Here is a 26,095-nt window from a genome sequence, read left to right on the forward strand (position 1 = left end):
GCCCATAAGATGAGGCATGGACTTTGAGGACACGCTCTGGACAGTCTTAGGGGCCGGGCTGGTTCTGCTGATGCTCGTTGACGTCTTTCGAACGCTGCTTTATCCCCACGGTTCCGGTCCTGTGGGCCGGGCGATCATGCGGGGGTTTTGGCTGGCGTCAAGAAAGCTGCGGGGCCGGGGCTCCTTCATCGCAGCGCCGTTGGCCATGGCGGCTGTCATTGGCGCCTGGGCGGGCCTCGCGGCCATCGGCTGGGCCCTGCTCTACTTGCCGCACCTGACGGACGGTTTTGTTTACGGAGCCGGGGTCCCCCTGCGGGCCGACTTCGCCGAAGCCCTCTACATCTCCCTGGTCACTCTTTCCACCGTGGGGTTCGGCGACATCGTGGCAGCGCATCCGCTGCTCAGGCTGGTTGTGGCACTTCAGGCCGTCACAGGTTTCGGTTTGCTGACAGCAACAGTCACCTGGATCCTGCAGATGTACCCAGCCCTTAACCGCCGCAGGGCCCTTGCCCACGAGCTGAACTTGTTCAGGGAGGCTGCAGGTCCTGCGGGTGTACTGTCCGTGGAACCCACGCATGCCGCCGCGTTGTTGGAGTCAATGGCCGGAAACGTGGCTCTTGTGAGCATCGATCTGCTTGCGTTCCATGAAACCTACTATTTCCGTGAAGCCGAGCAGCGCGGCTCCTTGCCGGCCACAGTCGCCTACGCCCAGGAACTGGCATCCCAGGCCCAACGCAGCGACAACCCTGAACTCCAGTTCGCCGGACGGATGCTCCACGCCGCGCTGGATGGACTCGCCGACGTTCTTCGCGGCAAGTTCGGCCATTCGGGAACCACCTCTTCTGACGTGTTCGACAGCTACGAGCTGCACCACCGCCACCTTCGGGGCAGGAAACCCGACAGTAACTAGCGTGCGGGCAGCCGCCGCTGCGAACGCTGCTGTTGTGGGCGCGCTCGGTGCCCTGTCCAGGGGCGACGTCAGGCTCGAAACCGGCTCCCGCCTTGAGGGCGCGGTCCGGTTCCCTCCGGCTCCGTTGCCGGGGGTGGGGGTGTTATGAGTCGTTGACCGGTGCCGGACTCCTGCCTACGAGCGCTGGGCGATGTTGAGGATGTTGCCCTCGCTGTCCAGGAACCATGCGCCTTTCCCCCAGGACGCCGTGGCAACGCCGTTTTCCGTTTTCAGGCCGGGAAAGTCGTACTCTTCGAAGACGACGCCGCGACCTCGCAGTTCCTCCATCTCGCGTTCGAGGTTGTCCGTTTCCCAGCCCATCTGGGTGTTCTTGGCCGTCCCTGCATTCTCTGTCTGGTACACGAGGAAGCGGGTTCCCTGGCCGCAGCTGTACATCACGCTGCCCTCTTCCATGGATTCGGCGGGTTCGATGCCCAGCTTGTCCCGGTAGAACTCCTTCGCCCTGTTGATGTCCTTCGCGGGGAGGACAGCCATGATGTTTGAATCCTTGAACATGATGAATCCCTTCAGTGCGTCGATGACCGCAGTGATGGCGTAGCTCCCCCCGGTTTCGGTCCCCGGGATCATGGTCCGGAGCCGTGACCGCCCCTCGCGCCTAGCCGGGGCAGCCACCTGGGACTCTCCGATGCCGCGCTACATCATCGCCGGCGCGAGGGGTCCCCGAAGCTTATGTGGCCATTATGGACCGATCCGGTCCTGCGGAAAATGGGCTACCGGTAAACCCAAAGCATCCCCGGAGTGCCGGTTGTCGCCACGGAACTCCGCCCAGGTGCTGCGCGACCGACGCAGCCGTGGCAGAGTGCTCGCATGGCAGCTTTCACCCAGACAGATAACCTCCAGGGCGCACACTTCACCGACGTGAACCTGCGCGGCGCCCGGTTCGTCCGTTCCGACCTGTCCGGCGCGGTGATGCGCGCGGTCGACGCGGCCGGGGCGGACATCGACGCCCCGTGGCTGCTCGAGGCCGGGAACACCCTGTACGTCAACGGCGTCGACGTCGTCCCCTTCGTGGAGGCGGAACTCAACCGCCGATTCCCCGGCCGGGCCGGGAGGCGCGCCCAGGACCCGGACGGGCTCCGGCAAGCCTGGGCCACCATGGAGCGGACCTGGCAGGCGACGCTGGAGCGGGTTGCTTCGATGCCGGCCGGCACAGTCGATATCTCGGTCGACGGCGAGTGGTCCTTCGCCCAGACCCTGCGCCACCTGGTGATGGCCACGGACACGTGGCTGGGCCGGGGAATCCTCGAGCTGGAACAGCCGTACCACCCCATCGGCCAACCCAACGCCGAGTATGAGACCGACGGGTACGATCTCGCCGTCTTCTCAAACGTCACACCGTCCTACAACGAAGTGATTGAGGTCCGGGCAGAGAAGGTAACCATGGTGCGGGACTACCTCGCCACAGTCACCTCGGCAGACCTGGCCGCGGGCCGCCGCAATCCGTGGGCCCCCGACCAACCGGTGACCGTCCGCTCCTGCCTGCACACCATCCTCAACGAGGAATGGGAGCACCACCGCTACGCCGTCCGGGACTTGGACGCGATCGAGGCGGGGGCCGCCACCTAGAAACCGTTGTCCCGGCTGACGCGAACGCACTCTTCACCGGCACGTGGAAGTATTCACTTATGACTATGGACAATGATCCCGCCAACCTTCCGGCGCCAGCCGCCTCACCCGGCACAGACGCCTCGACCGACGTCGGCCGCGGCTGGGACCACATCGGGGCCATCATTGTCGACGCCACGTTGCAGCGTCGGCAGAACTACCACGAGACCGTCAAACCAAGGGTCGACGCCCTCGTTGCGGCCTGGCCGGACGCCGCCACGACCAGCGGATTCCGCCAGCGACTCGATACCGGGAAGCTCTCGGACGTGATCGACTGGCCCTCTCCGGGCCGCCTGGCCCAGATGGAGGAAATCACCTGCGTGTTCGAGGGCCAGGGCATCCACACGGTGATGGAACTCCGGGACGCCCTGTCTGACCCGGCCAGGAGAACCGTTCTCCGTGAGGCCCTCGCAGCGGTGCGGCACGTCAGCCCCAAAACGCTGGATTACATCGAGACCCTGAGCGGAACCGACACGGGAGCCACCGGCGTCTAGCCACCCGAGAACCGGGCCTTCGGCAGCCGGCGCGCACAGTTCACCCGGAGTCCAGCTTCCGGAACACGGCGGTCCACCTGCGTTCCCTAGCGTGGACGGGTCTTCGGCTCAACGCCGGTATCCGTACCCCGGAAGGAACCATCACCATGCGCACAGTCCTGACTGCCGCGGCCGCCGCCGCGCTTATTGCGTCGCTGGCCAGCCCCGCCGTCGCCGCTCCCAACGACGACGCCGGCTCCGCGCCGTCGTCGAACGCTGCGTCGAACGCTGCGGGAACCGCAACCTCTGAGGTCAGGACCAACGAGCGCAACGGCTCCTTCGACCTCCAGGCGCACCGCGGAGGCCGCGGCGAGTGGACCGAGGAATCCCTGGCCGCCTTCGCCAACGCACTGAAGCTGGGCGTAAGCACCCTGGAACTGGACACCCACCTGACCACCGACGGCAAGATCATCGTCTGGCACGACGACACCATCCAGGCCGACAAGTGCCAGGACGCCGCGCCGGCCGCCCCGGGTGATCCCGCCTTCCCGTATGTCGGGGACCGGGTGGCGGACCTGTCGCTCGCGCAGATCAAGACGCTGGACTGCGGTTTCACCCAGCTGAAAGGCTTTCCCGAACAGGACGTGATCGAGGGCAACCGGATCGCCGAGCTCACGGACGTCTTCCAGCTGGCGCGCGACGCCGAGGCTGGCAAGGTCCGCTTCAACATCGAGACCAAGGTCGAGGACGGCAAGGCCGGCGGCCCGGGCATGGTGGCCCTGACCAAGGCCGTGGTCGCCGAGATCCAGGCCTCCGGCATGGCGGACCGCTCCACTGTGCAGTCGTTCGACTGGTCCTCGCTGAACCTGACCAAACAGCTCGCCCCGGAGCTGCCGCTCGTCGCCCTCTCCAGCGGAGACGCGTGGCTCGAGGTCGGCCGGCCCGGCGCCAGCGCCAACCTCGGCGGCATCGACATCGACAGCTACGGCGGATCCCTCGCCAAAGCCGCGGCCGCCCAAGGCTACGACGCCATCTCCCCTACCTTCCGCTCCGTCACCCCGGGAATGATCGCCGACGCCCACAACCTCGGCCTGCCGGTGATCCCCTGGACTGTCAACACCACCGCGGACATGAACCGGCTGATGGACCTCGGCGTGGACGGCCTCATCACCGACTACCCCACCCGGCTGCGCACCGTGATGGACGAGCGCGGCCTGAAACTCCCGAAGGCGTACGCGCCCGCGGCCTGAGACACCGCCGACACGAAAGGCTGCCCACGATTCCCAAGGAAAACGTGGGCAGCCTTTCTGTTGCGACGGTTCTGATCCCAACCGTTCTGTTCCCAACGGTTCTGATCCCGACGACGGCCGGTCCGGCCGCCGTCGTCGGTGGTGCCGTCGTGCGTGGGTGCCGCTCAGCCAACGGCCACCGCGCCGATCTGCTGCATGAGGGCCAGGTTGTCGGTGGTGCCCCAGTGCTCGGCCACCTTGCCGTCCTCGACCCGGATGATGTCCGTGCAGTCGAACTCGACGCTCTTGCCCGTGGCCGGGATGCCGGCCATCTCGCCGCGGTGGGTCCCGGTCAGGATCACGTGGCATGCTTCCATGTTGCCGGCGGACATTGAGGGCTCAATCGCCTTGACCTTGATGTCCGGGAAGGCGGACCGCATGGTGTTCACGAAGAATTTCACGCCGTCCTTGCCGGACGGCTGCCCGGGAAGGCCTTCCTCGTGATCGACATAACTGTCCGTCGCCAGCTCATCAATGAGGGCAAGATTTCCGCTCTCCACGACGTCCTTGTAAAACCGCTCTATCAGTCCAATACCCTCCGACATTTCCTGCTCCTAGTAGGCGAGAGACCGAATTGGATCCCCCAGGCATGTGGCCAGGCGCGGCCCGCTCAGCCGACGCAGCCGAGGCTCCGTTCCGGGAGCGCCCGGGCATGCGGCACCGGAAAAACCTGTGCCTAAGTAGTGGAGAAGGGGCGAATCGCCTCGTTAAGGCTGAAGGTATGCCCGGGCTTTGAAGGTGTCAAGATGCTCCGGCCACAGCTTTTTGGCTGGGTCCGACACCCAGCTACGGCAAGGGAATAGGCCGCCCACCAGCCGTCGTTGTGAAGGGGCGATTCCGGGTCCGGCCCCCACCACCGGCACAATGGAACCATGCCCCTCACAACTTTTGCGCTCATCCGTCACGGCCAGACCGACTGGAATGCCGAGCGCCGGCTTCAGGGCTCCACTGACATTCCGCTGAACGACGTCGGCCGCGGCCAGGCGCGGGAGGCTGCCGCAGCCTTGTCCGGCGACGAGTGGGACGCGATCGTGTCCTCGCCGCTGGGCCGTGCGGCCGAGACCGCAGACCTGATCGCCGCCGGGCTCGGCCTCAGCGTGGGCCGCCACGTTCCCGAGCTCACCGAGCGCTCCTTCGGCCCGGCTGAGGGGCTGCAGGACGGCCCGGAGCTGGACGCCCTGCGCATCCCCGGCGGTTTCCGCGGCGCCGAAACCGAGGACGACGCCGCCGACCGCGGACTGGGCGCGCTGGAAGCCCTCGCGGAGGAGTTCCGCGGCGGCCGTGTCCTGGTTGTGGCGCACGGGTCGCTGCTCAGGGTCAGCTTGAGCCGCATAGCCGGCCGCCCGCTGCCGCGGGTCGACAACGCCGTACTCAACCTGGCCCACCACCACGCCGTCGACGGCTGGGAGCTTGAATACTTCAACGGCGAGCGGTTGGCCGCAACCGTCAGCTGACCACCGGCGGGGCGAATTATGCCGTTCGACTCGCTCGATTGATTCCCACAACTGGAACGCTGCCCCGATGCGTACCGGCTCCCGGTGGTAAGACGGTTAGTGCTTCTTTGAGCGCAACCGCCCCGCATTCAGTCCTCGTCGAGACTGATTTCATCAGCTCGAAACGGAGTGACCGAAAACTCCCCTTTCAGGACGCTCTCCTTCTCAGAACGCAGCTGGCTTACAAATGTTGCGTGCTGGAATTGACCCGAATCGTCTCGAAAGTCATTTTTCCAAACTTATCGGCTTCAATGTCGCGGATTGCGTGTAACATCCGATTTGCGGGTATCTGAACCCGCGACGCTCGTGGGGGAAGCGAACATGCTTGTGACTGTCGGTTGGGGAGCCGTGCCGCCTTTGCGGACTGCGTTTCCGCCCGGGCTCCCCCTATGCGCATCCATCACTGCACCCACTCCGCACGCTTCATATTGCACGTCGGTCAGGTGTCCTATGAAAGGACTCTCATGAGCCAATCCCCGAATTTCGCCCCCTACCCGCAGGCCCCTGCCTATGGGCAGGCCCAACAGAGCAGCAAATCATTCCTCGTGACTTGGTTGCTTTCCCTCCTCCTCGGCGTTCTCGGCGTAGACCGGTTCTATCTGGGCAAGATCGGAACCGGCATCCTCAAGCTCGTCACCTTCGGCGGTCTGGGCATCTGGGCACTGATAGACCTCATACTCGTACTGGCGAACAAGACCCGCGATAAGCAGGGGCTTCCGCTCGAGGGTTACGAAAAGCACAAGAAAATTGCCTTGATCGTCACTGGCGCATTCCTCCTCCTGAGCATCATCATCAACGCCAGCCGCGCCGGAGCTGCCACGACCTCCGCGACGCCCGCTTCCGCCGTGAACGACTCGGCCGGTGCCACCGCTGCCGCCCTCCCGTCCGAGACGGCAACCGTGGATCCCGCCGTCGCGAAGGCCGAAGCGGAGGCTGCCGCAAAGGCCGCCAAGGCCGAAGCCGACGCTGCCGCGAAGGAAGCCAAAGCGAAAGCCGATGCTGACGCCAAGGCCAAGGCTGATGCCGACGCCAAAGCCAAGGCCGACGCCAAAGCCGAAGCCGCTGCGGCCGCCAAAAAGGCAAAGGCCGAAGCCGACGCTGCTGCCAAGGCTCTGGCCAACGCAGGGACGATGAGCCAGCAGAACGCCCGCAACAAGGCTGGCGACTACCTCGAATTCGCCGCTTTCTCGCGCTCGGGCCTGATCGACCAGTTGGTATTCGAGAAGTATTCGCCCGCGGACGCGACCTGGGCTGTGGATCACATGACGGTCAACTGGAACGAGCAGGCGGCCAAGAAGGCCAAGGACTACCTTGACATGACGTCCTTCTCGCGTCCCGGTCTGGTCGACCAACTGATCTTCGAGGGCTACACCCCGGCGCAAGCCGAGTACGGCGTAAGCAAAACGGGCCTCTAAGAACGCGCTTCAGTTCCATCTGCGTTGGCCCTGAGGTCGCAGCCAACGCAGATGGAACTACGAGGCGTCTCGGCCTCCAGCCGACCGCGGCACTAATAGTCGAAGGGGTGCGTACGGGATTGTGACCCGAGGACGGGAACAGCCTCGGGCGCACCGGTCCATGAACGCCGCATTAACGAATGTATCGACCCGCCCGTTAGTGGCTGGGAGCTCCAGAAAAAGAAAATGGGAATAATGAAAAAAGAACTGGCCCTGACGGGTTTGCTTTGTCTCGCGCTAACAGGGTGCGCGGGAGGGACCACGCCCCAAGCTGCTCCGACGGTCACAGAGACCGTCACCGTGACGGAAACGGCCACCGCAACTGTAACGGTGACAGCCGAAGCCGCCGCTCCAGTTGCTGCAGCGCCCGTGGCAGCCAAACCTGCCGCTCCCGCTCCGCCCAAGACGGCCGTTATTCCGGCCGCAGTTGCGGGCATGAATGCTCAGGCCCTGGACGACGACCTAACTGCTTTGGGATTCGAGAACGTCATCTTCAACGCTGATACAGGCAAGACAGTCCTCTGGCTGAGCAACTGGACAGTGACCGGAATCGACAACCCGGGCGCCAAGCAACCCCTTACTAAAGCTGTTGTCGTTCACGTAACCAAATAGCCTCTCGGCGGGTGCGGATGGCCAAATTCAACCGTCTGCACCCGCCTGTCACTGCACGGAGTCCCGATGACGGATTTCCGGCTCACAAGAACCGCAAGACAGCGCCAGCCCCGCCTCAGACCGAAGAACGTTCCCCCACCAACCCCGCGAAGAACGCGGCGAGCTCCGCCGTCGCCGTCAGGGGCAGGACGGTGGCCACGTACTGGTCCGGCCGCACCACCACCACAACGCCGCCGCGGTCCAGGCCGCGCTGCTCAAAGATGTCCGCCCGCGGATCCGCGGCGTAGACCTTCTCGAGGTAGTTGAGCTGGAACGGCCCCACGGCAGGCTTGAAGACTGCCGGCACGGCGGTGATATCCACCTCCGTGTGCTCCTGCTGATAGATGACCTTCACGTCGAACCAGGCGTCCCGGTCCAAACCCTCCGGGGTGGCGGCGAGCGGCGAATCCGGCGCCTCGGCCAGCCAGGCGGCCAGGTCCGTGGTGGGCGACGCCGCCCCCGCCACAGCCTGGTCCGCGAAGACGTAGATCCGCCACCGGCCGTCCGCCGTGGCCTGGTGGCCCAGGTGCAGCGGATTGGTGTCGCAGACCCGCACCACGGGCGCGGACTTGAAGCGCTTGCCGATCGGGAAGCCGGTGGCCAGCTCCTGGTGCGTGGCCTCGCCGATCAGCATCGACGGGGTGTACTGGGTCATGAAGCCGGCCGGGAACTCCGCGGTGCTGACGTAGAAATCCTCCAGCTGGGACGGGCTGTCGAATTCCTCCGGCTTCTTGGCCATCAGGGTCGACCATTCCTTGTCGAAGTCGATGAGGTTCTTCGCGACCACCTGGCGCTCGGCTGAGTAGGTGGCCAGCAGGCTCTCCGGGCTGCGGCCTTCCAGCACATGCCCCAGCTTCCAGCCGATGTTGAAGCCGTCCTGCATGGAGACATTCATGCCCTGGCCGGCCTTGGCGCTGTGGGTGTGGCAGGCGTCGCCGGTGATGAACACGCGCGGCGTGCGGGTGCCGCGCTCCTCCGGGACGACGTCGTCGAACCGGTCGGTGAGGCGGTGGCCCACCTCGTAGACGCTGTGCCAGGCGACGTTGCGCACGTCCAGGGTGTAGGGGTGGATGATGGCGTTCGCCTTGGCGATGATCTGCTCGATGCTGGTGCTGCGCACCGCGCCGGCGTCGCCCTCCGGGACCACGCCCAGATCCACGTACATCCGGAAGAGGTGGCCGCCCTCGCGCGGAATCAGCAGGATGCTGCCGCCGGCGCCCGAGGTGATGGCGCATTTGGTGCGGATGTCCGGGAAGTCGGTGTTGGCTAGCACGTCCATCACGCCCCAGGCGTGGTTGGCCTTGTCCCCCGCCATGGTGCAGCCGATCGAATCCCGCACCTTGCTCCGGGCGCCGTCCGCGCCCACCACGTACTTGGCCCGCACGGTGCGCTCCCGGCCCGCCTCCGGTCCGGAAGTGTGCGCGAGCGTCACGGTGACGGGGTACTCCCCCTCGCCGACTTCCAGCCCCACGAATTCGTAGCCGTAGTCCGGTTTCATCCGGGTGGGGGCGTTGGCCATGACTTCGGCGAAGTAGTCCAGGACGCGGGCCTGGTTGACGATCAGGTGCGGGAACTCGCTGATCCCGGCCGGGTCATCCAGGGTGCGGGCGGCGCGGACAATGCGGGACGGGTCCGCGGGGTCCGGCTTCCAGAACGCCATCTCCGTGATCCGGTACGCCTCGGCAATGATCCGCTCGGCGAAGCCGAAGGCCTGGAACGTTTCGACGCTCCGGGCCTGGATGCCGTCGGCCTGGCCGATGGCGAGCCGGCCCGGCCGGCGCTCCACGATCCGCGTCGTGATGTCGGAGAACTGGGAGAGCTGCGCGGCGGCGACCATGCCCGCGGGCCCGGTGCCCACAATCAGCACGTCGACGACGTCGGGAAGCTCTGCCGGGCGGTCGACCCCGACGCCGGCGGCGGGCTGGACCCGCGGGTCCCCGGATACATAACCGTGGTGGTGGAAGTGCACGGGATTTCCTTACGTCGTTGTAGGGCTGGCTGCTGCCGTCAAGATCGATTGTTCGATAATAGAACTCAATGTTCTATTATCGAACCGCTGAGTCGACTATAGGCGTCCCGAAGGCGCGCAGGCAAATATTTTGTGGCTCCGCTCACACATAGCCCCCGTGGTGCGGGGGCGTCAAGGGCTCCGGCGGCAGTGCCGGCCAGACCGCCCTAGGCCGGCCGGCGCTCCCGCCAGAGCAGCGACACGACGAATACCACCGCGCCGAGGCCGAGCATGACAAACACCATGAGCCCCCAGTTCGCCTGGCTGACTCCGGTGCCGTAAAAAATGCCGATCAGCACTGTCGCGGTGATGGCGCCGAGGTAGCGGCAGGTCTGGTAGATCCCCGCCGCCACACCACGCTCCTCCAACCGGGTGGAAAGGTACATGCCCTGGCTGGACGCGATACTGACCACGCAATACGGGACCCCCAGCAGCGCCGTCATCGCCAGCACCAGCGGAGCGGCCAGGGACGCGGTCAGCAGCCACATGGTTCCGGACGCGGCGATCAGCAGCACGACGCCGGCGATCAGCACCCGCCGGACGCCGAAGCTGTCGATGGCGCGGACCGCAAAGGGTGTTCCGACCACCGAGATCGCGGCGAGCGGCAGCATCAGCAGGCCCACGATTCCCGGGTCGTAACCGCCGGCGGTCTGCAGCAGCTGCGGGAGGCCGAAGAAGGCGAAGTAGTAGACGCCGTTGAACAACGCGAAGCCCAGGTACACCAGCAGCAGCGGCCGGTTGGTCCCCAGCAGCCGCAGGTCCAGGAAGGGCGGGCTGAAGCGCAACTCCCGCACAGTGAACAGCACGGCGAGCAGCAGCCCGCCGCCCAGCAGCCACCAGCGGTAGGCGGGCAGCACATTGAGCAGCGCCATCATCACCAGCACCAGGGCGCCGATGAACGCGCCGATGCCCGGCAGGTCCGAGTCGCGGAGCAGTTCCGACACCTTGCCCCGTTCCCGCTCAACGTCCGCCGGGGCGAACCTGCGTACCACCAGGATCGCCGCCAGCGCCAGGGGCACGTTGATCAGGAACAGCGCCTGCCAGCCCACCAGGCTCACCAGCAGGCCTCCCACCACCGGCCCGACGGCGGCCGCCGAGGTGTTCGCCATCTGGATCCGGCCCAGCGGCCGGGTGGATTTGACGTTCGCCTGCCGCGCCAGCGCCGCGACCATCACGACGGCGCTGGGATACGCCGTGGCGGTGCCGAGCGCCATGAACGCCCGCGCCACGCAGAGCAGCGCGAAGTTCGGCGCGAACGGGGCCAGCGCGCAGGTCACCGCCACCAGGGCCATGCCCAGCAGGAACAGCCGGCGCGGGCCGAAGCGGTCCGCGAGCCGTCCCATCAGCGGCTGGCCGGCCGCCGAGGTCAGGTAGAAAGAGGTGACCACCCAGGTGACCGTGGCGACGTCGAGCGCGAAATCCGCGCGCAAGACCACCAGCGCGACGGCGATCATCGAGGAGTTCAGCGGGTTCAGCGCCGTGCCGAGGCTGAGCCCTGCGATGGCGATGCCGGTGCGGGGAGAGTTGCTCACGGCAACAGTCTGTCCTACGACGGCGGCCGGCACCGAACCCGCCGGCCGTCGCGGACCAGTTGGGCCGTCACAGAACGCAGGCTTTGACGGCTAGCGCCCCTACTGACCCGGCGCCCGGTACGTGGGCGTCTTCTTGACCGCTTCGTCGATGTCTTCCACCGTCATGAGCGGCTTCAGCCGAACGTTGACGTTGCCGGTGGCATTGATCATCAGCTAGAGGGCTGCGGCATCGGCGTCGCTCGGGGCCTCAAGGACACCCAGGACGTCGGTGTCCCCGAAGGCGTAATAAAAGCACTCGAGCGATCCGCCCACGGATTTGAGGGCGTCCATCAGGGCGTCGCGGCGTTTGCTGCCGCCCTCGCGCATCAGTCCTTTGGTTCCTTCGCCCAGGTAATTGGCTTCAAACAGATACTTGGTCATGGCAGTTCCTGTCCCGTGAAGTCCAGGACGCAGGCATCCGGGATGTGCTGGCACCCCAGCGAGGGAGGGTCCTGGAGCCGGTCCCGGAGTGGGGCCGTCGAGGCACAGCGTAGGCCCGCTCCGGCACACTGACAACGGGTTCCGGAAAGTCCGACGGCGGCATCCGCCCACCCGGGCCGGAGCCCGGTGTCGCGTCAGAGGACCTTGGAAAGAAACGCCTTGGTGCGGTCGTGCTGCGGGTTGCTGAGGAGCTGCCGGGGAGGTCCGGCTTCCACCACCACACCCTCGTCCATAAAGACCAGGGTGTCCGCAACCTCCCGGGCGAACCCCATCTCGTGGGTCACCACGATCATGGTCATGCCGCTCTTGGCCAGCCCCTTCATCACGTCCAGGACCTCGCCCACCAACTCCGGGTCCAGGGCGCTGGTCGGTTCGTCGAAGAGCATCAGTTTCGGGTCCATGGCCAAGGCACGGGCGATCGCCACGCGCTGCTGTTGGCCACCCGACAGGTGCGCGGGATAGGCATCCCCCTTGTCCTCCAGCCCCACACGCTCCAGCAGTTCCATAGCCCTGACGGTGGCCGCTGCCTTGGACTGTTTTTTCACCCGCATGGGCGCAAGGGTGATGTTCTCCAACGCGGTGAGATGCGGGAACAGGTTGAACCTCTGGAAGACCATTCCGATGTCCTGCCGTTGGTGCGCTGCTTCACTTAGCTTGAGCTCGTAGAGCTTGTCGCCCTTTTGACGGTAGCCAACCAGCTGGCCTTCCACCGACAGCCTGCCGCCGTCGACGCGCTCCAGGTGGTTGATGCAGCGCAGGAAGGTCGACTTGCCTGAGCCGCTGGGGCCCACAATGCAGAGCACCTCGCCGCGGTCTACTTCCAGGCTGATCCCGCGCAGCACCCTGTTGGTGCCGAAATTCTTGGAAACCTTTTCCGCAAGGACCATGGGAGCGCCGGTCATCCTTTTCCTCCAAAGTCGTTACCGGTCGGGGCGCCGGGCGTCCCGGGTGCGCCCTGCACGCCAGGTCCCGCCGTCGCCGCCGGCCCGGGCTCCGCGGGTCCCTTGCTGGTCTTCATCCGGCCGGTTCCGCGCGAGAACCGCTTTTCGATGAAGTGCTGGCCGACCATCAGCACCGAAGTAAAGAGCAGGTACCAGAGGGACGCGACGATCAGCAGCGGCACCGGAGTGAACGTCACCGCGGAGATGCCGCGGGAGACGCCGTAAAGGTCAATGCTCAACGGGATCGCGGCCACCAGGGAGGTGGTCTTGAGCATCGAGATAACTTCGTTCCCCGTGGGCGGAATGATGATTTTCATGGCCTGCGGGACCACGACGTACCGCATCGTCTGCCCCCAGGACATGGCCAACGCCGTCGAGGCCTCGGCCTGGCCCTCGTCCACGGACAGCAGGCCGGCCCGCACGATCTCAGACATGTAGGAGGCCTCGTTCAGGCCCAGGCCGATCACGGCGGTGATGAACAGGTTCGTGAAGACCTCGTTCGGGATGGTGACCCACGGCGTCATGAACGGAATCCCCAGGGTGAACACCGGATAAATCAGCGACACGATGCCCCAGAAAACCAGCTGGACGTAGACCGGAGTTCCCCGGAAGATCCAGATGTAGAGCCACGCGATGCTCTTCAGCACGGGGTTCGGGGAGAGCCGCATGATGGCCAGCAGGAGCCCGATGACGATCGCACCGATCATCGCGTAAATGGTCAGCCACAATGTCACCCAGGCGGCCTGGCTGATCCGGCGGTCGAAAATATACTTGCCCACATCCGCCCAGCCGTAATCAGGGCGTTGGGCGGCGTCGAGCACGAACACCGCAAGGCCCAACAGCAGGAGCACGGCGATCACGTTCCGCCAGGGGTGGCGCAGCGGGATCGCGACGATGGCCTCCGCCGGGGCGTCGTCCGTCCCGCTGCCCACGCCGGCGCGCTGCGCGTTACCGGCAGGCTGCGCCCCGCCGGCCGGCGCCGCGCCCGCGGGCAGCGGCTTGGCCGGGTCCGGCTCAATCATCCGGTCGGGTTCCCGCTCGCTCATGGGGTGTCACCCTTTGGCGGCCACGTTGAGTTCTGCCGTCTTGATGCCGCCGGCTTCCACTCCCCACTTGGCCAGGATCTTGGTGTACGAACCGTCGTCGATCAGCGACTGGAGCGCCTTCTGCAGGACCGGGGTGAAAGCGCTGCCCTTCGCCACCGGGATCCCGTACGGTGCCACCTCGAACGCGTCGCCGGCGGTCTGCAACTTGTCCTTGGTCTTGGAAATCGCATACAGCGTCACGGGCGAATCGGCGCTCATCGCGTCGACCTGCCCCACCACCAGGGCGTTCGTGGCCTGGTCCTGGGCGTCGTAGCGGAAGATGGTGATGGCCGCCTTCCCGGCATCCGTGCAGGCCTTCGACTTGGCCGGCACCTCGTGCGTGTCCTCGTAGGTGGTGGCCTGGACGGCGACCTTGAGCCCGCAGGCGTTCTTCGGATCCACGGTCTTGCCCTTCGGCGCGGCCCACTGAATACCAGCGGAATAGTAGTTCACAAAATCCACCTGCTTTTCGCGTTCCACGGTGTCGGTAAAGGAGGACATCCCCATGTCGTCCTTCCCTGCCCGGACGGCCGGGAGGATGTTATCGAAGGTGCCAATGTCGAAATTGACCTTCAACCCCATCACTTTTCCCAGCGCGTTAGTGAGATCCACGGACCAGCCTGCGGGTGCCCCGTTATCGTCCTTGAACTCGTTGGGCGGGTAATTGTTGGCCATGCCGACATTGAGCACGCCGGCGTTCTTGATTTTCTCCGGCAGGGCCGCAGCAATGGCGTCGTTCTTTTTCACGTCGACGGCGTCGGAGCTTGCATTCGCTCCGCCGGAGGCCGCGGGTTCGCTGTTGTTGACACAGCCTGAGAGGGAGAGCGCGGTTGCGATCGTGAGAACGGGAAAAAGGTATCGAGTACGCATGGTTTCCTTAGCTGTTCAGGGATTCATTGGCCTCCCGCGGCGCTGCGGGAGAACTCTGGGTGCCTGCTGGATCAGAGTGAATCACTTCGTGTCGCCTGACGCCGTCGATTCAAGGATTTCCCCGGAATGACGAATGTCCCGGAGAATTTCTCCACCCCGGGCTTTCAACTCGGGAATGCTGGAAACGCCTACTAACGTCATCGTACGCCGGAGTTCGTCCGCGAGGATCTCGATGATCCGTCCGACGCCGGGCGACCCCGCGGCGACCAGCCCGTAAAGGTAGGCCCGGCCGATCGAGCAGGCGTCGGCGCCCAGCGCGAGTGCCTTGAGGATGTCGCTGCCCCGCCGGATGCCGGAGTCCACGTAGATCTCGATCGAACCGCCCACGCGCTGCCGCGATTCCTGCAGGACGTCCATGGGGCTGAGCATGTGGTCGAGCTGGCGTCCGCCGTGGTTGCTCAGTTGCACGGCGTCCAGGCCAATGCGCGAGGCTTTGGCGACGTCGGCAGGGTTGACGCAGCCCTTCAGGACGATTTTGCCGCTCCACGCCTGCCGCAAAGCCTCCAGCTCATTCCATCCGCTGGTCGCGTCCGAGTGGCCCAGGATGTTCTGCCACATGGCGGGCGTAATCATGGAGGTTGCCGATGCGCTGCGGGGGTCCAGGTTGGGGAAACTGATGCCGTCCGACTTCAGGAAGTTGATCCACCAGGCAGGACGCCGGGCGATGTCTGCGATGGTTGACAGCGTCAGCGCGGGAGGCGCGGTGAAGCCGTTGTGCAGATCCCGCTCCCGGGATCCCAGCGCGCGGGTGTCGACGCCGACAATGAGCGTGGTGAAGCCAGCGGCTTCGCAGCGCGCCAGTTTGTCTTTGAGCGCCCGGGCATCGGAGGTGAGGCCGAAGTTGAACCAGCGGTCAAGGTTCGGCTGGCGCGCCGCGATCGTTTCCATCGCCACGGTGCTCAGCCCTGCCAGCCCGTACGGAATACCGGCCCGGTCTGCAGCCGCGGCGACGGCCGCTTCTCCCTCGGGATGGAACAGCCGGGTGGCTCCGGTCGGGGTCAGGGTGAGCGGCAGGGCGCTTTCTTTCCCCAGCAGGGTGGTGCTCGTGTCGGGTCCGGATACCGGGCCCCAGCTGGGCATCAAGGCCCAGGCATCGAAGACGGCACGGTTGCGGCGCAGCGTCACTTCGTCCTCGGACCCGCCGTCGAGGTAGTCGAAGATCCCGGTGGGCAGCACTTTCCGTGCCGCCTTCCGGTACTCCTCAACGTTGAAGGCGTTGGCCAGCACCCGGCGCCGGCGCGACAAGATGGGCGCCTTGACCTGGATGAGCTGCCTGGCTTCGCTGACTTTCAAGGAGGGCCTTTCAACTGGGTGGGTGCGCGTTCTGGTCAGTACTCAGCCCTTGGTCTTCGCCACCGTCATCAGGATCGCCGAGTCCTCTTCCGCCATCAGGCTGTGCAGCCCGTCGGGCACAATCAGCAGGTCGCCGGCCTTCCCCTGCCAGGATTCCTCGCCGGCCTGCAGCCGGACGCAGCCGCGGATCACGTAGACGGTCGCCTCCCCCGGGTTCTGGTGCTCGCTCAGCTGCGTCCCGGCCTTGAACGCCATCACGGTCTGCCGGAGGACCTTCTCGTGGCCGCCGTAAGCGGTGTCTGCGGCCCGGCCGCTGGGCGCCGCGAGCGCCGCCGTAACCTGCTGGCGGGCAAGGGCCTCGATCGATATCTTCTGCATGCGGGTCACCCTACCCACCGCTGAGGTCCCTGCCGAGGGCCATTTGTCCCGACCGTCAGCCGAAGCGTTTCTTCTATCTCCGGGCTGCGCCTACCCTGAACCCAACGGCCTGCGTTGCGGGCCGCCAAAGTCCGCACCGTCGCAAGGGAGCGTCGAATGAGCGAGGCCACCGCCGGCCCGGTCCGCGAAGCACCCGACGACGGCGCCCTCCGCACGCTCGCCGCCGCCAGTTTCGGTCTCCCCCGGCTCCGCGAGGGACAGCTCGAAGGCATGCACGCGCTCGCCGTCGGCCGGGATGTCCTCGCGGTGATGCCCACCGGGTACGGGAAGTCGGCCATCTATCAGGTCCCGGCGCTGCTCCTTCACCGGCAGCTCAAGCGGCCCACCGTCGTCGTCTCCCCGCTGATCTCCCTCCAGGAGGACCAGCTGGACGGCCTGGCGGCCGTGCTTGGCCCGGACCACGCCGTCGCCGTCAATTCCTCGCACAGCGCCGCGGAGCAGGAGAGCGCCTGGCAGGCCGTGGAGCACGGCGAGGCCGCGTTCCTCTTCCTCGCCCCGGAGCAGCTGGCGAAGACCAGCACGGTGGAGCGGCTCGCGGGCCTGAACATTGCCCTGTTCGTGGTGGACGAGGCCCACTGCGTGTCCACCTGGGGCCACGATTTCCGGCCCGACTACCTCGGCCTGGGCGAGGTCCGCGAGCGCCTGGGCAACCCGACGACGGCGGCCCTCACTGCCACCGCCGCTCCCCCGGTCCGGGAGGAGATCCTGGACCGCCTGCGGATGACGGATCCGCTGGTGCTGGTCCGCGGCTTCGACCGGCCCAACATCAGCCTGGACGTCATCCGGCATCACGAGGACAAGGAGAAGCGCCGTGCCGTGGTGCGGCAGGCGGCAGCGTTGGTCCGCGAGCTTCAGGGCCCTGGCCTGGTCTACGCGGCCAAGCGGAAGGACACCGAGAAGTACGCCGCGAAGCTGGCGCAGAAGGGCCTGCGCGCCGCGGCCTACCACGCGGGCCGGAGCGCGGCGGAACGGGACGAGGTGCACCGGCAGTTCCTGGCCGGGGACCTCGACGTGGTGGTGGCGACGACCGCGTTCGGGATGGGGATCGACAAGCCGGACGTCCGGTTCGTGCTGCACGCGGACATTCCCGAGTCGCTGGACAGTTACTACCAGCAGTTCGGCCGCGCCGGACGGGACGGCCGGCCCGCCGTCGCGGCGCTGCACTACCGTTCCGAGGACCTGGGCCTGCGCCGCTACTTCGCCACCCACCGTCCGGACCAGGAGGCCCTGTTGGCCGTCCTCGACGTCCTGCGCGACGCCGGCACTCCGGTTCCCCCGCAGGCTCTCGCGGCGGCGACTGGGTACCCGCAGCGCCGGCTCACCGGGCTGCTGAACCAGCTGCAGGACACCGGCGGGGTGACAATGGCGTCCGACGGGGTGGGCCTGGCGCCGGGCGCCGATCCCGCGGCGCTGGTGGAACGCGCCGTCGACCTCGCCGCGGCGCGCGAACGAGTCGACAAGTCCCGCATCGCCATGATGCGCGGCTACGCGGAGACGCACCGCTGCCGGCGCCAGTTCCTGCTGGGCTACTTCGGCGAGGACTTCCCAGCCCCGTGCGGGAACTGTGACAACTGCGGCGACGGTTCGGCAGGAAGGACGCACGGCGACGGCGCTGCCACGGCCGGTTCGTCCATGGCCGGCGCGGAAGAGTTCCCGCTGAACGCGGCCGTGGAGCATGCCCTCTGGGGTCCGGGCCTGGTGATGGGCCACGACGACGGGCTGATCACGGTGCTGTTTGAGCGGGAGGGCTACAAGACCCTGTCCCGGCGAGCGGTGCTGGCGAGCGGGTTGCTGAGGCCGCTGCCCTGATGCCCGCACCGTGGGTGTGACCCGCGCTCAGTAGAGCACCCGGAAGTTGCTGAAGGCTCCGGTGGCCGGAGAGATCCGCTCGTCCACGTGGTCCACCCGTCCAGGCGCCTCCGGCGAGCGCAGCCAGGCCCGGAACTGCAGCACCACCGCCTGCGGGCCCTCGACGACGACGCCGACCGTGCCGTCRTCGTTGTTCCGCACGGTGCCGCGCAGGGCGAGTTCCTCGGCCTTGCGCACTGTCCAGTACCGGAAGCCGACCGCCTGCACCATGCCCTGCACCCGGGCCGTCAGACGCACGGCGGCACCCGCGTCCGCAGCCCCGGATCCACCAGCAAAATCAGCCATGCCTCCAATGTAGTCCCGGTCCGGCGCTGCCCACATCCGGGACCTTTGCCCCTTTCAGGCTTGTCCCGGGCCAAGGAGGGTGGAAGAAGACCTCCGGCACAGCGCACTCAGCGGACACCCCGCGACGCCTGCCGGAACGCCTGAAAGGAAAAGACAATGGCAGGACAATTCGAAATCTTCACCGACGCAGAATCGAACGTCCGGTTCCGGCTGCTGGGGGCGGACGGCACAGTGCTCGCTGTCTCAAAAGCCTTCGAGGACAAGCGTTCCGCGGCGGACGGCATCATGGCAGTCCGCGAGTGCGCCGGCACCGGACTGATCCGGGAGACCCATTCAACTCCCTGGGGCGGCACCACCTGGACCAAGAGCAGCACGGCGGCCCGCCCCCACAGCCGCCAGCGACGGCACTTCCCCGCCGTGTAAATTTTGGGATGCGGGCGCCGCGCCTGGGCGCCGCGCCTGGGTGCGGCTACCCCGTCGCCTTCGCCGGCCGCAGGGTCGTAATCATCTTCCGGATTGATTGGTATTCCTCCGTGCCGGCGTAGCGCTTCGCCTTCTCCAGATACGGCAACGAGGACGGGCCGGGGGTGAGGTTGTTCGCCGGGTTGTAGGTGCCGCCGAACAACGCCCCGCTCGGCGGCCAAAGGAAGAGATGGAACATGGGGCAGGCGAGCGGCCCGGTTTCCTCCGGCATCATGGTGATCCCGTAGGCGGCCGTGGTGCTCGGGCCCGGTCCGGTGCCGTCACCGCGGGATTCGAAGACATAGCGTGGAACGCCCCGGTCCGCGCTGCCCGCTTCCACCAGGGCCTGGAGCGGTTGTGAATCGTAGACCTGGTACGGGTACTGCACGGTGCACTCCGCGCCGGTGACGATGTTGGTGCGCAGCTGGGCCATCGGTTTCCCGGCCGTATTGGTGACATCCACGAAGGCTCCACCGAGGTCACCGCCGGGATCCCGGGCGGTCCAGCCGGGCGGGTAGTCGAAGGACAGGCCGTCCGAGGTTGTGAAGGTCTGCCAGTCCGACGGCGTTGTCTCCGGCGGCGTTGCCGTTGCTGCAGTCGGTGAGCCGGGCGCCGTCGTAGTGGTGGGTGCCGTGCTCTCCGTCGGTGTTACCGGGGCTGCGCAGCCGGCGAGCAGTACGGCCAGCGCAAGCGCGGCGCCCGCCATTTGCCGAGCACGTGCCACCGGCGGACTACTTCCCCGCCGGTCGCAGGGAGAGCAGGGCTTGCCGGATGATCTTGTACTCGGCGGTGTCCTTGTACACCTCCGGCGTGTCCACATGCATGGGCTTGCCGGGCGTGGTGTCGAACGGGTCATAGACGCCGCCAAAGGACGCCGTGTTCGGCGGCCAGGTAAAGGACTGCGCGAACGGACAGGCCTCGGTTCCGGCGGGCTTCGGCGCGGAGGTGATGCCGTACGCGTAGGTCTGCGCCTTGCTCGGATCGGCCGCGGCGGAATCGACCCGTGCCTCATAGGCGAACCTTGGGGTCACTCCGGACTGGGTGAGGGCCGGGATCGGCGCGGAGTCGTAGGCCATGAACTGCGACTTGGTGCTGCACGCCGGTGCCGGTCCCGCCTGGGTCCGCAGCGTGGCCATGGTTTTGCCGTAGTCACTCACCAGCGCGGCAGCACTGCCGGTCACTTTGACCGACCAGGTCGCCGGGTAGTCAAACGTCAGGGTCCCGTCCGGCGTCGTGTACGACTTCCAGCCCGCCGGGGCCGTCGTCGTGGAGCTGGGTGCGGAACTGCTCGAGGGAGACGGTGATTCCGCCGTCGGCGAGGCGCTCGCGGTAGCGGAGGCCGACGTCGTGCCTGGCGACATGCTGGCCGGCGCACTGCTGGCTGGCGCCGCCGCCGGCGACCCGCACCCAGACAACAAAACCGCCGCGCAGAACGCGGCGGAACCGAATGTGCCGAATGAGATCCTATGGCTCATGTCACCCTCCCCCAGAGATGCAAGTGGTGGCACTATTCTGGGGCTTTGCACCGCGAATCCTAGGGGCTTAGGTCCCGAATCGTCTCCGGTGGGGCACGGATGCCGCGCGGGAGCGTTGGGGTGACCAGACCCACGTTGACATTCCACCGATTTCAGTTGATCAGCGAAGCTTGCTAGACCTTGAAGGATGCAAGACTTTCTGAGCTCTGCCATGCCCTTCCTCGCCGTGGCCCTGGCCGTGGCCGCCGGGCTGACCGCCTCCTGGCTGGTGCGCCGTGTCATCCTCCGGCTCAACCGCAAGCAGGAGGCCCTCCGGGAAACCTCCCGGATGGCACGGCTGCCGCTGCGCTTCGCGCTCTGCCTGATCGGGGTGCGGATCGCGCTGGCTCTGACCACCCACGACGCCGACTGGCGCCGCAACGTGGACCACGCCCTGGCGATCGCGCTGATCGCCTCCGTCGCCTGGCTGGCGATCGCCGTGCTGCTCATCATCGAAACCATGGTCCTCACTCGGTACCGGGTGGACGTGGCGGACAACCGGCGTGCCCGGCGGCTCCGGACCCAGGTGATCCTGGCCCGCCGGATCGGCGTCGCGCTGATCGCGGTCGTGGCGCTGGGCAGTATCATGTTGACCTTCCCCGCGATCCAGGCCCTCGGCGCGGGGCTGCTGGCCTCTGCCGGCGTGATCTCGATTGTGGCCGGTCTCGCGGCGCAGACCTCACTGGTCAACGTCTTCGCCGGCATCCAGCTCGCCTTCACGGACGCGATCCGGGTGGACGACGTCGTGGTGGTCCAGAAGGAGTGGGGCCGGATCGAGGAGATCACCCTGACCTACGTGGTGGTCCACATCTGGGACGACCGCCGGCTGATCCTGCCCTCCACGTACTTCACCACCACCCCGTTCGAGAACTGGACGCGGCGCCAGTCCGAGGTCATGGGCACCGTGGAGTTCGACCTCGACTGGCGTGCCCCCGTGGAGGCCATGCGGGCGGAGCTAAAGAAGGTCCTCGCCTCGACCGAACTCTGGGACAAGCGCGTGGGCATCCTGCAGATCACCGACGCGACGGCTGGCTTTGTCCGGGTTCGCATCCTGGTCAGCGCCGGGGACAGCGCCTCGCTCTTTGACCTGCGCTGCCTGATCCGCGAAGAGCTGGTGCTCTTCCTGCAGCAGGAACACCCGACGGCGCTGCCGCACGTCCGGCTCGAGTCCATGCCGGCCGCCGGAGCCTCGACGCCGCCCGCGCCCCGCCGTCCGGGCAAGCTCTCCGCGGCGGACGACACCGCCTCGCGCTTGCCCTCCGACCCGCACGATTCACAGCTGTTCACCGGTTCCATCGAGGCCGTGCAGCGTTCCCGTGCGTTCTCCGGCCCGGGCGAGGATGTGTTCGAGGACCGCGACAAGTCGATCGCGGCGCAGAACTAGGCCCGCCCTGCCGGGCCAGTCTTCCCTCGCGGCTGGTGCAGGTCGATAATCGGAGCCATGACCATTCCCCCAGCGCCCGAGCCATCCCCGTTCCCGCCAGAACCGGGGCCGACGTCGCCCGAGCCGCAGCCCGGCGATCCGTTCCCGCCGGAACCGGGGCCCACCCCGCCGTCGCCCATGCCGGCGCCCGGGCCAAGTCCGACGCCGGGACCCACGCCGACGCCGGGTCCGCTGCCGATCCCGGATCCTGGGCCGGTCCCGCCGCCGTCGCCTGTGCCGCCGCGGCCCGACCCCACAAGGTTCTGAACCGCGGTTTAAAGCAACGCGGGGTCACTTACGGCCCATCCCGATAGCCAGGATGGGCCGTAAGTGACCCCGCGTTGTTTGTAGAGGGTCGGGACTGACTCCTCGCCGGTCGCCTAGTCGATGACGATGTCGTGGGTCCGGTGGTCGTACTGGATGACCAGCAGGCCGCCGCGGTGGTGCACCTCGTGGTTGGCGCCGTCGAAGTGGCCGAAGGCGCCGTAGTTCTCGTCCCAGGACCGGTTGATCGCGATCTTGAAGCTGTAGGAGCCGGGCGGCAGTTCCGCGGCGAGCTTCCAGAGTTGGTCCACCTCGTCCAGCTGCATCTGGACCTCGTCGTACTGCGGGGCCCAGTTGGCAGGCGCACCCAGCAGGACGGTGAAATCGCCGGCAACGGCAACCGCCTCTGGTTGCTCGATGGCCTCCACGCCTGCTGCAGGTGCGGCTTCGGCGGACGCCTCGGACGCCGCCTTACGCTTCCGGACGGCCTTCGCCACCGGAGCCACGGCCTCTTCGACCAGCTTGGCAGCTGTGTCGGCCACCTTTTCGGCGACCTTTTCCGCCACCTGGACGGCCTTCGGGGCTGTCTTGGGAGCCGGCTTGCCGGCGGCTTTCCCGGCCGGGGCGGACGGCAGCGGGGTGTCGGCCGGGACCGGAGTACCGGCGTCGAGCGCTGCAGTGAAGGCGGCGGGGTCGGCGAAGGCGACCGTAGCGCGCTGGCCGTCCTCGGTGATGGTCCAGCCGGAGCGGCCCTTGACCAGCCAGCCGGCCTTGACCAGCTTGGCCGTCGCGGTGGTGAGGGCCTTGTGGCCGCGGGGAATGCCGCCGCTGAGCAGTTCGCGCTCATGGTCATTGAGCGGCACCCGGGCGATGGCCTCGCCCAGCACGACGCCGGCGTTCAGTTTTTCGCCTGACCAGACCCCCTCGGCCAGGACGTCCAGCACAGCCTTAAGCCGAAGGTTCGTGTTTTCCGCAGCGTTCGCGCCCATGGGTCTCCTTTAGAAGCAATTGATCCACCTGCATTTTGCCAAGGTTCGGCAGGTTCCGCGACCGGACCGGGTTAACTCTGGGTGTCGTGACCCACTATGACGGACCGGAGTGCCGCTGTGCGGCTAGATCCGGGGGATCAGCACCGGGGTGTTCTTCTTGTAGGCCTCGTAGTCGGCCTGGCCGCCCCACTTGGTGTCGGCTTTCTTTTCGAGATGCGGTACGCCGCTGACCTTGGTGATCAACAGAGCCACGAACACCGGTGAGATGAGGGCAACCCACTGCCAACCTTGCAGTGTGGGCAAGGCAATGATCGCGACGCCGACCCAGAGCAGGATTTCGCCAAAGTAGTTCGGGTGCCGGGACTTCGCCCACAAACCTGTCGAGATGAACTTGCCCCTGTTGGCGGGGTCCGCACTGAACCGGGACTTCTGGGAGTCCGCCAAAACCTCGCAGCCGAAGCCCGCCACCCACACCAGGAGGCCGGCTACGGCGAAGCCATCCAGCGCTACCCGGTTCGCGGATGTCATGGCCACCCACGCGGCAGCGGCGGTGAACGCCACCCAAATGCCCTGCATGGTCCAGACACTGAGGAAGCGGACAAAGGAGGGCTTGATGTCGTCAAAACGGTCATCCTTGCCGGCCCGGCTGATCCGACGGAACAGGAACGTACCCAGCCGGACCGCCCAGACAAGCACCAAACCCGCGAGCAACAATCCCCGCGCGTCGATGCCCGGAGTGAGCAGGACGAGCAGCAGCGTGACGGCGATGTAGCTCAGCGACCCGGTCAGGTCGAAAAACTTTTCCGTCTGCGCCAGGAACGCCGGAATGAACGCCAGCCACTGGATCAGGAAAGCGGCCCCGACGGCCAGCGCGAAAACGGGAATCCCGCCGGCCACGGCGCCGCCCTGGCTGCCGGCAACCGCCAGCAGCGCCCCAATCACGACAACCCCGGGAATGCTGGCGAGGGCTTTGCGGTCCGAGTCTTTCATCAGGATGTTCCTTTCACAGGCGTCGCCAAGCGCTGGCGCTCCGGGGCGGGGAACCCCGCCACCATCAGTATTGTTCAATACTGGAGAATCGCAGCCCTGACTGGCCGCCGCCTATACTTCGGGGAACGCCAGCACCTTGCCGACAAGAGGAGCCACCATGACCGGTCCCACCAAGAAGTGGCTGCTCGCTTACGCAGTTGCCGCCGTCATCTTTGCCGGCATCGACGCCCTCTGGATCAGCACCGTGGCGAACAACCAATACCGCAGCCAGATCGGGCACCTGCTCCCCGCCAGCTTCAACGTCCTGGGCGCGGTGCTGTTCTACGTCGTCTACGTCGTGGGCATAGTGCACTACGGCATCCGCCCCAACGATCCCAATGCCACACTGCGGAGCCGGGCGGCCGGGGCGGCGCTGTTCGGTTTCTTCACCTACGCAACCTGGGCCCTGACCGCGTTCGCGATCCTCAAGGACTTCCCCGCCGTGGTGGCATTGACCGACATCGTTTGGGGAGCCGCGGTGTGTGCGGCCGTCACCGCTCTCACCGCCCTGCTGCTGCGGCTGGGCAAACCCGTTGCCCACGGCAAACAAGCTGGCTAGAGTGGGTTGATCGCCGCCGCCCCCGCTCGCTCGGGGCTGATCCGCGGCACTCCCCTCTGGTTCAGGAGATCTCCATGGAATCACGCACCCTCGGCTCACTCACCGTCTCCGCCCTTGGGCTCGGCTGCATGGGCATGAGCGAGTTCTACGGCCAAGGCGACGAAAAGGAGTCCGTCGCCACCATCCATGCCTTCCTCGACGCGGGCGGAACGCTGCTGGACACCGCGGACATGTACGGCCCGTTCACCAATGAAAAGCTGGTAGGCAGCGCGATCGCCGGCCGCCGCGACGACGTCGTCCTCGCCACCAAGTTCGGCAACGAACGCCGCGAGGACGGTTCGTGGGTCCGCATCAACGGCACGCCCGAATACGTCCGGGCCGCGTGCGACGCGAGCCTGCAGCGCCTCGGTGTCGACCACATCGACCTGTACTACCAGCACCGGGTGGACAAGACCGTGCCGATCGAGGAAACCGTCGGCGCCATGGCCGAGTTGGTCCAGGCCGGCAAGGTCAAGCACCTGGGCCTCTCCGAAGCCAGCGCCGACACCGTCCGCCGCGCCCACGCCGTGCACCCGATTACCGCGCTGCAGACCGAATACTCTTTGTGGGAGCGCGAGCCGGAGACCAAGATCTTCCCGGTCCTCGCCGAACTCGGCATCGGCTTTGTCCCCTACAGCCCGCTGGGCCGCGGCTTCCTCACCGGCCAGCTGCGCAGCGAGGAAGACTTCGCCGAGGACGATTTCCGCCGCCACTCGCCGCGTTTCCAGGGCGAGAACTTCACCCGCAACCTCGAGCTTGTGGACCGGGTGACGGAACTCGCCACCGAGAAGGGCTGCACCCCGGCGCAGCTGGCCCTCGCGTGGCTGCTGGCCCAGGGCGAACACATCGTGCCGATCCCCGGGACGAAGAAGCGCGAACGCCTGCGCGAGAACCTGGGCGCCGTCGACGTCGAACTCTCCGAGAACGACCTCGCCCGGCTCGATGAGCTGGCTCCGGCCGGCGTCGCGGTCGGCGCGCGCTACCCGCACATGGACAGCATCGACGTCTAAGACCACAACG

General features: G+C 66.8%; 28 protein-coding genes. 12 read left to right on the plus strand and 16 right to left on the minus strand.

Features of this window, described 5'->3' with window-relative positions; translation table 11 throughout:
• Positions 1–16 precede the first annotated feature (16 nt).
• On the plus strand, positions 17–910 hold the full coding sequence (locus AC1DGE_RS09630) for a potassium channel family protein (protein WP_476917365.1): 894 nt from the start codon (positions 17–19) through the stop codon (positions 908–910).
• Positions 911–1,084: 174 nt separating this feature from the next.
• Here AC1DGE_RS09630 and AC1DGE_RS09635 read toward each other — a convergent pair whose 3' ends face one another.
• On the minus strand, positions 1,085–1,465 hold the full coding sequence (locus AC1DGE_RS09635; RefSeq protein WP_476909202.1) for a VOC family protein: 381 nt from the start codon (positions 1,463–1,465) through the stop codon (positions 1,085–1,087).
• A gap of 312 nt (positions 1,466–1,777) precedes the next feature.
• On the opposite strand from AC1DGE_RS09635, the gene AC1DGE_RS09640 reads away from it, so the two are divergent.
• The 3 genes from AC1DGE_RS09640 (at position 1,778) to AC1DGE_RS09650 (ending at position 4,298) form a co-directional block, all read left to right on the plus strand.
• Positions 1,778–2,536: a DinB family protein gene (locus AC1DGE_RS09640; RefSeq protein WP_476909168.1), complete on the plus strand. Its 759-nt coding sequence runs from the start codon at positions 1,778–1,780 to the stop codon at positions 2,534–2,536.
• Positions 2,537–2,595: 59 nt separating this feature from the next.
• On the plus strand, positions 2,596–3,069 hold the full coding sequence (locus AC1DGE_RS09645; RefSeq protein WP_476909167.1) for a hypothetical protein: 474 nt from the start codon (positions 2,596–2,598) through the stop codon (positions 3,067–3,069).
• A gap of 146 nt (positions 3,070–3,215) precedes the next feature.
• Complete coding sequence (locus AC1DGE_RS09650) at positions 3,216–4,298, plus strand: glycerophosphodiester phosphodiesterase family protein (RefSeq protein ID WP_476909166.1); 1,083 nt, start codon at positions 3,216–3,218, stop codon at positions 4,296–4,298.
• Between the two features lie 164 nt (positions 4,299–4,462).
• Here AC1DGE_RS09650 and AC1DGE_RS09655 read toward each other — a convergent pair whose 3' ends face one another.
• Positions 4,463–4,882, minus strand: a complete 420-nt coding sequence (locus AC1DGE_RS09655; protein WP_476909165.1) for an ester cyclase — start codon at positions 4,880–4,882, stop codon at positions 4,463–4,465.
• Positions 4,883–5,209: 327 nt separating this feature from the next.
• Between AC1DGE_RS09655 and AC1DGE_RS09660 the strand changes: the two genes are divergently transcribed.
• The 3 genes from AC1DGE_RS09660 to AC1DGE_RS09670 all read left to right on the plus strand — a co-directional run bounded on the left by AC1DGE_RS09660 (position 5,210) and on the right by AC1DGE_RS09670 (position 7,896).
• The gene (locus tag AC1DGE_RS09660) at positions 5,210–5,791 is read left to right on the plus strand and encodes a histidine phosphatase family protein (protein WP_476909164.1); all 582 of its coding nucleotides are present in this window, start codon (positions 5,210–5,212) and stop codon (positions 5,789–5,791) included.
• Positions 5,792–6,375: 584 nt separating this feature from the next.
• The gene (locus AC1DGE_RS09665) at positions 6,376–7,245 is read left to right on the plus strand and encodes an Ltp family lipoprotein (RefSeq protein ID WP_476917366.1); all 870 of its coding nucleotides are present in this window, start codon (positions 6,376–6,378) and stop codon (positions 7,243–7,245) included.
• A 234-nt stretch (positions 7,246–7,479) separates the two neighbouring features.
• The gene (locus tag AC1DGE_RS09670; protein WP_476909162.1) at positions 7,480–7,896 is read left to right on the plus strand and encodes a hypothetical protein; all 417 of its coding nucleotides are present in this window, start codon (positions 7,480–7,482) and stop codon (positions 7,894–7,896) included.
• Positions 7,897–8,011: 115 nt separating this feature from the next.
• On the opposite strand, the gene AC1DGE_RS09675 is transcribed toward AC1DGE_RS09670, so the two are convergent.
• From AC1DGE_RS09675 to AC1DGE_RS09710, 8 genes are all read right to left on the minus strand, one after another.
• A complete protein-coding gene (locus AC1DGE_RS09675) occupies positions 8,012–9,904 on the minus strand; it encodes an FAD-binding monooxygenase (RefSeq protein WP_476917367.1) in 1,893 nt (630 codons plus the stop codon).
• Between the two features lie 206 nt (positions 9,905–10,110).
• Positions 10,111–11,475 carry an MFS transporter gene (locus AC1DGE_RS09680; protein ID WP_476917368.1) on the minus strand — a complete coding sequence of 455 codons (1,365 nt, stop codon included), beginning with the start codon at positions 11,473–11,475 and terminating at the stop codon, positions 10,111–10,113.
• A gap of 213 nt (positions 11,476–11,688) precedes the next feature.
• Entirely contained in the window at positions 11,689–11,895 is a 207-nt protein-coding gene (locus AC1DGE_RS09685) for a GYD domain-containing protein (RefSeq protein ID WP_476917369.1), read from the minus strand.
• Positions 11,896–12,089: 194 nt separating this feature from the next.
• Positions 12,090–12,857 (minus strand): amino acid ABC transporter ATP-binding protein, encoded by a 768-nt coding sequence (locus AC1DGE_RS09690; RefSeq protein WP_476917370.1) that lies wholly within the window; start codon positions 12,855–12,857, stop codon positions 12,090–12,092.
• Positions 12,854–13,942 (minus strand): amino acid ABC transporter permease, encoded by a 1,089-nt coding sequence (locus tag AC1DGE_RS09695; protein ID WP_476917371.1) that lies wholly within the window; start codon positions 13,940–13,942, stop codon positions 12,854–12,856. Before AC1DGE_RS09695 ends, AC1DGE_RS09690 begins: the two co-directional genes overlap by 4 nt.
• 6 nt (positions 13,943–13,948) lie before the next feature.
• Positions 13,949–14,851, minus strand: coding sequence for an ABC transporter substrate-binding protein (locus AC1DGE_RS09700; RefSeq protein ID WP_476917372.1), 903 nt, complete (start codon positions 14,849–14,851; stop codon positions 13,949–13,951).
• A gap of 81 nt (positions 14,852–14,932) precedes the next feature.
• Positions 14,933–16,204 carry an alpha-hydroxy acid oxidase gene (locus tag AC1DGE_RS09705; protein ID WP_476917373.1) on the minus strand — a complete coding sequence of 424 codons (1,272 nt, stop codon included), beginning with the start codon at positions 16,202–16,204 and terminating at the stop codon, positions 14,933–14,935.
• Positions 16,205–16,246: 42 nt separating this feature from the next.
• A complete protein-coding gene (locus AC1DGE_RS09710; RefSeq protein WP_441418359.1) occupies positions 16,247–16,582 on the minus strand; it encodes a cupin domain-containing protein in 336 nt (111 codons plus the stop codon).
• Between the two features lie 156 nt (positions 16,583–16,738).
• Between AC1DGE_RS09710 and AC1DGE_RS09715 the strand changes: the two genes are divergently transcribed.
• Positions 16,739–18,451: a RecQ family ATP-dependent DNA helicase gene (locus tag AC1DGE_RS09715; protein WP_476917374.1), complete on the plus strand. Its 1,713-nt coding sequence runs from the start codon at positions 16,739–16,741 to the stop codon at positions 18,449–18,451.
• A 27-nt stretch (positions 18,452–18,478) separates the two neighbouring features.
• Here AC1DGE_RS09715 and AC1DGE_RS09720 read toward each other — a convergent pair whose 3' ends face one another.
• Complete coding sequence (locus tag AC1DGE_RS09720) at positions 18,479–18,796, minus strand: acylphosphatase (protein ID WP_441418357.1); 318 nt, start codon at positions 18,794–18,796, stop codon at positions 18,479–18,481.
• Positions 18,797–18,952: 156 nt separating this feature from the next.
• On the opposite strand from AC1DGE_RS09720, the gene AC1DGE_RS09725 reads away from it, so the two are divergent.
• Positions 18,953–19,219: a YegP family protein gene (locus tag AC1DGE_RS09725; protein ID WP_441418356.1), complete on the plus strand. Its 267-nt coding sequence runs from the start codon at positions 18,953–18,955 to the stop codon at positions 19,217–19,219.
• A 46-nt stretch (positions 19,220–19,265) separates the two neighbouring features.
• Here AC1DGE_RS09725 and AC1DGE_RS09730 read toward each other — a convergent pair whose 3' ends face one another.
• From AC1DGE_RS09730 to AC1DGE_RS09740, 3 genes are read right to left on the minus strand one after another with little or no spacing between them, the layout of a single operon-like run.
• Positions 19,266–19,964, minus strand: coding sequence for a hypothetical protein (locus AC1DGE_RS09730; protein WP_476917375.1), 699 nt, complete (start codon positions 19,962–19,964; stop codon positions 19,266–19,268).
• A 25-nt stretch (positions 19,965–19,989) separates the two neighbouring features.
• Positions 19,990–20,439: a hypothetical protein gene (locus AC1DGE_RS09735; RefSeq protein ID WP_476917376.1), complete on the minus strand. Its 450-nt coding sequence runs from the start codon at positions 20,437–20,439 to the stop codon at positions 19,990–19,992.
• 25 nt (positions 20,440–20,464) lie between these two features.
• Positions 20,465–20,665 (minus strand): hypothetical protein, encoded by a 201-nt coding sequence (locus tag AC1DGE_RS09740; protein ID WP_476917377.1) that lies wholly within the window; start codon positions 20,663–20,665, stop codon positions 20,465–20,467.
• A 255-nt stretch (positions 20,666–20,920) separates the two neighbouring features.
• Between AC1DGE_RS09740 and AC1DGE_RS09745 the strand changes: the two genes are divergently transcribed.
• Positions 20,921–22,156 carry a mechanosensitive ion channel family protein gene (locus AC1DGE_RS09745; protein WP_476917378.1) on the plus strand — a complete coding sequence of 412 codons (1,236 nt, stop codon included), beginning with the start codon at positions 20,921–20,923 and terminating at the stop codon, positions 22,154–22,156.
• Between the two features lie 419 nt (positions 22,157–22,575).
• Here AC1DGE_RS09745 and AC1DGE_RS09750 read toward each other — a convergent pair whose 3' ends face one another.
• Positions 22,576–23,448 carry a pullulanase X25 domain-containing protein gene (locus AC1DGE_RS09750; RefSeq protein WP_476893086.1) on the minus strand — a complete coding sequence of 291 codons (873 nt, stop codon included), beginning with the start codon at positions 23,446–23,448 and terminating at the stop codon, positions 22,576–22,578.
• Positions 23,449–23,571: 123 nt separating this feature from the next.
• The gene (locus tag AC1DGE_RS09755; protein WP_476917379.1) at positions 23,572–24,438 is read right to left on the minus strand and encodes a DUF1295 domain-containing protein; all 867 of its coding nucleotides are present in this window, start codon (positions 24,436–24,438) and stop codon (positions 23,572–23,574) included.
• A 157-nt stretch (positions 24,439–24,595) separates the two neighbouring features.
• Between AC1DGE_RS09755 and AC1DGE_RS09760 the strand changes: the two genes are divergently transcribed.
• Positions 24,596–25,036, plus strand: a complete 441-nt coding sequence (locus tag AC1DGE_RS09760) for a DUF2177 family protein (protein ID WP_441418349.1) — start codon at positions 24,596–24,598, stop codon at positions 25,034–25,036.
• 74 nt (positions 25,037–25,110) lie between these two features.
• Positions 25,111–26,085 (plus strand): aldo/keto reductase, encoded by a 975-nt coding sequence (locus AC1DGE_RS09765; protein WP_476917380.1) that lies wholly within the window; start codon positions 25,111–25,113, stop codon positions 26,083–26,085.
• The last annotated feature ends 10 nt before the right edge of the window (positions 26,086–26,095 follow it).

The sequence above is a fragment of the Arthrobacter sp. 05N425 genome, from assembly GCF_056397125.1.